We start from the raw sequence: 6,846 nt of genomic DNA on the forward strand, positions 1-6,846 counted from the left end.
CGATGGCCTTAGGCTTATTGCCCCATCAATAAATTAATAAAACTTTCTAGCCTAGGACCCAGCAAGAATGGCTCATTTTCTTTAAGTTCAGCACGTATTTGTAGATGGCAGCAAGGGCATCTGCTCGTTACCAAATCTATTTGATGCACCAAAGGTTTAATTTCAGGAAGCCCGATCTGCTGCCATGCAAAAAACTTATCAGTTGCATGCATAGCAGAGTGGCAGTTTGGACAAACTTTTATACTACAAACCTCATGCGAGGTAACTGCACTAGCAGGTAGTAGTTGACGGCTAGCACCAGGGTGATAAGGTCAATTTTCTACTTTAGCCCATAATGAACGATTAGCTTTTTGATCCGTGGACGGTAGCTGAGAACTATTCTTAGAATTTTGATTAAGCTGTTCTTCCAAATGAGCAATACGCGCTTCAAGCTAGGTGATTACCTTTTCCAATCTATTCACCAGGGTTTTTAGCTGCATATTTTCAGCCCTTAACTCTGCATTCTCTTTAAATAGCTGCTCGTATGTATGAAGGTCGCATAGTAATTAATATATGATTAAGCAAATATAAACCCTAGAAATTGTTTTATTTATCTCATAATAATTGATACCTCCCCTGCTTACCAGGCAAGACTGATTTAAGCTAATCGCGATAAAGATTTGATTGAAAGAGAGATTTTGGACTTTCTAGCCTCCCCTCACAATGCTTTAAAGCATTTTATTAAGAAAAAGCCTGATAAGGCAGATCGGCTTAAAGTATTTTTAATTGCAGGGCACAGCTACTATGCCTTAATGTAAGGCAAAATCTACTTTGCATTGTTTTATCCCTTCCAAGAATGCTTGATTAATTTCTTTATCGCTTAAGCAACAACCAGCTTGCGAGGGCTAAATATATTTGCAAATAGATAGAAACATGATGATACTAGGCTTTCGTTTACTTTCTTTCCTGTAGCCATGGCTCATCTTTTCTAACCTAACTGCTAGTAAAAGCAGCTGGCGAAAGTGGAGAGAGAGTAAAAGTGTAAGCTAAAAGCAGAGCAAAATAATGCGCCAAAGCTTAGCCACCGCTTAAGAAAGAGGAGAAAAAATGTTTTTTAAAAGCAAAGTTGGACATAGCCAAAGGAACAAAGCTTGACTAGTTCAAATTCTTCAAACATGCTAAGAAAGCTTTAGCCGAAAGAGCTTTAAGGTAAAGCTTAAGTAAACAAGTCTATATAAAAACGGGAAAGCTGAAGAATTAATATCTCTTACAAAAAAGGCATATGTTATCCAGGTTCTTACCAGAGAAATCCAGCAACTTTCCTCCTAAATATCCTAGATAGCTTCCGTTAGAAGAATTCTTTAAGGAGAAAATTTAACGTTTAATAGTAGATGGTTAATGTTTCAAGGCGATGGCGACAAAGCAAAGAAAACTTTTAAAGAAAAATCTAATCTACAAAAACTTTAAAAAATCAAATGTTTGAATGTGTAACAAATTATTTACCAATTAATCGTATGTTTGCATGTTAATAATGATTAATATACATTCAAGCAAAATTATTACAAATATAGAATATTTTATCTCTTCTAATGAGAAGAAAACTTTTTCATTTTATTATTATTAACACTGTATTTAGGATTGCAAAAAAAATTGTAGTGGGTTATCTTCCCTTGTATTATCACTTTTATTTAAAGCTTTTATGATTTTACAGCTTGCCTACTATGGAGATCCTATTCTTCGTAAGAAAACGGAGACTATTAAAGAATTTGATTCTGATTTGCGTCAGCTTGCAGCCAATATGTTAGAAACGATGTATGCAGAAAAAGGCATCGGCTTGGCAGGTCCTCAAGTCCATCAATCTATTGCTATATTTGTTACCTGTGTACCTACCTATATTAATGATGAGACTACCCTTCCTGGCGTGGAAAGAATTTTTATTAATCCTAAAATTCTTTCCTATAGCGAAGAAAGTGACACCCTACCAGAAGGCTGCCTTTCCATCCCTAAAGTTTCAGGGTTAGTTACACGCCCTTTAAAAATTGTGGTCCAAGCGATGGACTTAGATGCCAAAACATTTACCGAAGAATTCGTAGGCTATGAAGCTCGCTGCATCTTACACGAAAATGACCATCTCAATGGAAAATTATTTATTGATCGTATAGCAAGCCGATCAGACCGCCAGAATTTAGAATCTAAACTTCGAGAAATTAAAAAGAAATACTCTTTTAAAAGTTAAAGCTCTAAATATTTTAGTTGTTTTTCAAGAGGCAGTATTTTATAAAATTACTCACTCTTAAGGCATTATCATAAATGGTAGAAGGTTGTTCATAGGAAGTTAAAAAACTGCTCTCTTCTCTTTTATTAAAACTTTGCAAAAAGGCAAAAATTTAGCTCTTTATTGAATAAGCAATTTTATAAAGATTAGGCTTTCCTTCTTTTCCTGAAACACTCATAAATGTGGTTTTTTGGGGTAAGCCCTTTGCAAAAACTTGTTAAAACTGATAAAGTCAGGAGTAAAAATGTTTCCCTCCCCTACTATACATGGCGGAATGAATACAACCCATCATCCAGCCTTGCTTGATAACAAACCTCCTTTTCAAGCTCAGCTAAATTTTAAAATTTTATCGCTTACTCCTATCATAGGCAAATTCGTTACCAAATACATCCTCAAGACCATTGACAAGGAACTTCAAGAAGTAAACCTAGATAATAATTTACGTAGAAACTCTCTTTATGATTTACGTGTTTATTACAGCAAGATTGAACAATATCATGATTCTAGCCTTCTTTCAAATCTAGTAAGCTTAGTAGCAATTGTTGCTCTCGTCACTTTAGTCGCCTCCAAGATTATTTTCATTGCAGCTACTTGCCTAGTGGCAGGAACAGTTTTCGGCGTCCTTATGGCTGCCACCTTGCGGCAAGTTAAATGGATTGATCAGTCGATAAAGCAGATTAATCAAGAAACATGAAAGCACGAATAACGTTTATAAACGTTATTCGTTAAGCTTTTAATGTTAAGGGGATTCGGTATTTTCTAGGGTAAATGGCATGCTTTGCGCTTGATTAGCACGGCCTATAGCATTAGTCCATAAGGAGAGAATAATACAAGCAGCAAAAAAGATTACTGCTAGCCAAGCGGTAAATTTTTTCAAAACGTCAGCGGTAGATGTTCCAAATAACGACTCGCTTGCTTCCCCCCCAAAAGAGGCTCCTAGCCCTGAGCTTTTACTTTCTTGGATCAAAATGACAAAGCACAATAAAGCACATAGCATCATGAAAAAAACCATAGTGGTGTAATATAAAAATGTCATTTAGTAATCCCTTCTTCATAAATAGAGTTATAACAATTAATAATTTGAGCAAAATCTTTTGCTGAAAGAGAAGCTCCTCCTACAAGTAAACCGTCAATATCGGGCTGTTCTAAAAATTTTTTCGCATTTTCTGGTTTCACCGCTCCCCCGTACTGAATAATAATCTGTTCCGCAGCTTTTTCATCCCAGCCTTCATTTATTAATTGGCGGCAAAATGCGTGCGCATCCTGGGCCGTTTCAGCTCCTGCTGGTTGAGGCATGCCTATAGCCCATATAGGCTCGTAGGCAATAATAATATGTCTAAGCTGTTCTACTGAAATATCCGCCAGACCCTCTTTAAGCTGCCTAGCCAATACTTCATGAGTCTGTTGCGCTTCTCTCTCTTTTTTTGATTCACCCACGCAAAAAATCACTTGTAAATTATCCTGTAAAGCCCTTTTAACTTTTTTATTAATAAGGTCATCTGTTTCATAGAAAAGGCGTCGCCGTTCGGAGTGACCTATAATCACAAATTCTGCCCCTGCATCTTTTAGCATTTTCCCGGCAATTTCTCCGGTAAAAGCCCCTTCAGATGCATCATTTATATTTTGGGCTCCCACAACTACAACAGTATCTTTTGCTGCTTCTGAAGTTGCTTTAATAGCAGTAAAAGGTACCGCTAAATAAATGTGAGCTTGAGGGGTATTAATTAATGATACTAGCTCTGGAACAAAAGCTGTAGCCTCCTCAATTGTTTTATACATTTTCCAATTGCCAGCGATGACTACGGGACGGCTTGCGGACGTCATGAAAATTCCTTTTTTAAAAGTGATATTATCATTTTTTCTACCTAAAAAGCAAGCCATCCCTATGAATGTTTTGCTTCATCTAAGAGGAATACTCTAAAATACACAATTTAAGGAAAATGAATAATTATATCCTTTATTCTAATGCAAATCTCTTTAACTTAATGCAGCGATTCCCGCCCCCCCCCCGTGTGATAAACTAAAAAAGAAATTTTTTTCGTAAACAATTAGGTGAGGTTAGTTATGGGAATATGGGCGAAAGAGAAAAAATACCTTTGTGCTGCAGGTTTACTGGCCATCACACGTAAAGCCTTTACAAGAATCAAAGAGCCCAGTGTTTCTTCAAAGAAAGCCAAAGTTCCTCTTGTTGATTGTCTGATGAGTGGCCTTGCTTTGTTTGGTTTAAAGTTTCCCTCTTTGTTAAAGTTTGATCAAAGAAAAGAAGAACCTATCATCAAGCATAATCTTTTAACTCTTTACAAGATTGAAAAGGTACCATCAGACACTTATTTAAGAGAGCGATTAGATGTAATTTCTCCTTCTTTATTAAGAGGCGCTTTTTGTAAGCTTTTTGCCCATTTACCACGTGGGAAAGTGTTGGAAAACTTCCTTTTTCTTAACAACTACTATTTACTCTCTTTAGACGGAACGGGTGTTTTTTCTTCAGAAACCATTCATTGTAAGCATTGTTGTGAAAAAAAACATCGCGATGGAAGCAGCAGTTATTACCATCAAATTTTAGCAGGTTCTATTGTACATCCTGATTGCCAAGAGGTTATTCCTGTTGGCCCAGAACCTATTTCCAATGAAGATGGAGCTAGTAAAAACGATTGTGAAAGCAATGCAGCTAAACGCTTTATCCAAGCATTCCGTAAAGAACATCCTCACTTAAATGTTATTGTCACTCAAGATGCTTTAAGTGCTAATGGCCCTCATCTTAAAGAATTACAACAGGCTAAGCTACATTACATCATAGGAGTAAAGCCTGAAGGCAATGCTTCCTTATTTGAGTGGATGCAAGGTTTAGATTTTGAAGAGCTTACAATAAAAGAAAAGAAAGGCGAACTTAACATTCGTTTTATCAATGGTGTCCCTCTCAATGACACACATGCGGATTTGCAGGTCAATTTCTTTGAAAGTTGGATTAACGATTCTAAGCAGGGAAAGAAACATTTTACCTGGATTACAGACCTGCCTATTAATGCTAACAATGTTTATGAACTTATACAGGAAGCTAAGAGCGAGATGGAAAATTGAAAATGAGAACTTTAACACACTCAAGAATCAAGGGTATGAATTTGAGCATAACTTTGGCCATGGTCATCAGCATCTATGCCATCTGTTTGACTATCTTATGATGTTAGCTTTCCTGATCGATCAAGTGCAACAGCACTGCTGCAGTATGTTTTTAGCTGCTGTCAAAAAAGCTGGCTCAAGAAGTAGCTTATGGATGCTAATGCGGGCTTTTTTTGTCTCTTACTTTATCGATAGCTGGCAAGATCTTTACCACTCAATTGCCTATGGATTTAAAGGGGCAAAACTTACTCCGAATACTTCTTAACAAAAAAAGCTTGAAAGTGCCATTTGAATCCTTGAGTGTAGAAATTCTTAACTTTAAACTAAATATTAACTTCGGCAAAGAAAGCTTAAGGTACCCTTTTGCTTTTAGATAAGCAAACCTTAAGATTATCTGTAAATAACGTTAAAATTTTTATTTGCGGGAATCGCTGATACGAATTCGTTTGACTTGCTTTTTTAATTTTTTATATATTATCTTTAAAAAATAATAATGCTGAAAACTTATCACTACCCAAGGAAATAAAATGCATCCTATCTCATCGACATCTATTGAAAGCTTGCCCAATGAATTGCTGCTCCCTATCTTAGAGGCCTGCGCAGTTCCTTCCTTATTTAGCGTCTGTAAAAGATGGCATCATCTGCTAGCTTCTGAAGCGATGACTTCTCTTTATAAAAACATAGCACAGCTTCATTTCCCCAAGAAGAATGCCACTACCCAGCGAACTCTTTTGTTAGCTAAAGTTTATCAACTCAATCCTGGACTTACCTCTACTGAAAAAGTTTATCAAGTTTTTAAACAAGTTTTTACCTTAGCTAAATCTATTTCTCCTTTGGAATTTAAAGAGAAAACAGAAGAAAAAAAAGGCTTAACGCTGGCTAACTACTCTTCTTATCTCTTAAATACTAATCGCCTTTTACTTTGGAAAAAACTTCCTGGCGGGGAAGAATACTTGAACCGAGAAGAAATTAAGCACTTGCCTCTAGGAAAAAAAGGAGAGCTACTTAGAGATTGGATTAAAAAAAAGTGTAAAATCAAGGTTTTAAATTTATCTCAAGCAGGCTTGACTTATTTACCCCCAGAAATATGCCAATTGTCTCAGTTGCGAGAGCTTTACTTAGATCAGAACCAGCTCACCAGCCTGCCTGCAGAAGTTGGGCAGCTGTCTCAGCTGCAAGGGCTTTACTTAAATCAAAACCAGCTTACCAGTCTGCCTGCAGAAATGGGGCAACTGTCTCAGCTGCAAGTGCTTTACTTAAATCAAAACCAGCTCACCAGCCTGCCTGCAGAAATCGGGCAGCTGTCTAATCTGCTACAGCTTCACTTAGGCCAAAACCAGCTCACCGCTCTGCCTACAGAAATCGGGCAGCTGTCTGATCTGCAATGGCTTGGCTTAAATCAAAACCAGTTCACCGCTCTGTCTGCAGAAATTGGGCAGCTGTCTGAGCTGCAAAGGCTTGAATTAAATCAAAAC

The 6,846-nt window shown here is 37.0% G+C and carries 9 protein-coding genes; 5 read left to right on the forward strand and 4 right to left on the reverse strand.

Annotated elements, in window-relative coordinates:
- Positions 1 to 14: 14 nt before the first annotated feature.
- Both DB41_RS05355 and DB41_RS12870 read right to left on the reverse strand, forming a co-directional pair.
- Positions 15 to 212: a hypothetical protein gene (locus tag DB41_RS05355; protein WP_039385176.1), complete on the reverse strand. Its 198-nt coding sequence runs from the start codon at positions 210 to 212 to the stop codon at positions 15 to 17.
- A 99-nt stretch (positions 213 to 311) separates the two neighbouring features.
- Positions 312 to 419: a DUF6444 domain-containing protein gene (locus DB41_RS12870; RefSeq protein WP_368730543.1), complete on the reverse strand. Its 108-nt coding sequence runs from the start codon at positions 417 to 419 to the stop codon at positions 312 to 314.
- 1,259 nt (positions 420 to 1,678) lie between these two features.
- Here DB41_RS12870 and def point away from each other — a divergent pair.
- Positions 1,679 to 2,215: a peptide deformylase gene (def, locus tag DB41_RS05360; protein ID WP_039385178.1), complete on the forward strand. Its 537-nt coding sequence runs from the start codon at positions 1,679 to 1,681 to the stop codon at positions 2,213 to 2,215.
- 283 nt (positions 2,216 to 2,498) lie between these two features.
- Complete coding sequence (locus tag DB41_RS05365) at positions 2,499 to 2,948, forward strand: hypothetical protein (RefSeq protein ID WP_039385179.1); 450 nt, start codon at positions 2,499 to 2,501, stop codon at positions 2,946 to 2,948.
- A 45-nt stretch (positions 2,949 to 2,993) separates the two neighbouring features.
- On the opposite strand, the gene secG is transcribed toward DB41_RS05365, so the two are convergent.
- Positions 2,994 to 3,290: a preprotein translocase subunit SecG gene (gene secG, locus DB41_RS05370; RefSeq protein WP_039385181.1), complete on the reverse strand. Its 297-nt coding sequence runs from the start codon at positions 3,288 to 3,290 to the stop codon at positions 2,994 to 2,996.
- Positions 3,287 to 4,078 carry a triose-phosphate isomerase gene (gene tpiA / locus DB41_RS05375; RefSeq protein ID WP_039385182.1) on the reverse strand — a complete coding sequence of 264 codons (792 nt, stop codon included), beginning with the start codon at positions 4,076 to 4,078 and terminating at the stop codon, positions 3,287 to 3,289. Before tpiA ends, secG begins: the two co-directional genes overlap by 4 nt.
- Positions 4,079 to 4,318: 240 nt before the next feature.
- On the opposite strand from tpiA, the gene DB41_RS05380 reads away from it, so the two are divergent.
- From DB41_RS05380 to DB41_RS05385, 3 genes are all read left to right on the forward strand, one after another.
- Positions 4,319 to 5,332: a hypothetical protein gene (locus DB41_RS05380; protein ID WP_052243930.1), complete on the forward strand. Its 1,014-nt coding sequence runs from the start codon at positions 4,319 to 4,321 to the stop codon at positions 5,330 to 5,332.
- Positions 5,292 to 5,636 (forward strand): hypothetical protein, encoded by a 345-nt coding sequence (locus DB41_RS12105; RefSeq protein WP_052243931.1) that lies wholly within the window; start codon positions 5,292 to 5,294, stop codon positions 5,634 to 5,636. The genes DB41_RS05380 and DB41_RS12105 overlap by 41 nt, the downstream gene beginning before the upstream one ends.
- A 262-nt stretch (positions 5,637 to 5,898) precedes the next feature.
- Positions 5,899 to 6,846 (forward strand): leucine-rich repeat domain-containing protein (locus DB41_RS05385; protein WP_052243932.1); only part of this gene is annotated, 948 nt, incomplete at its 3' end.

It is taken from the genome of Neochlamydia sp. TUME1 (assembly GCF_000813645.1).
Lineage (GTDB): Bacteria > Chlamydiota > Chlamydiia > Chlamydiales > Parachlamydiaceae > Neochlamydia.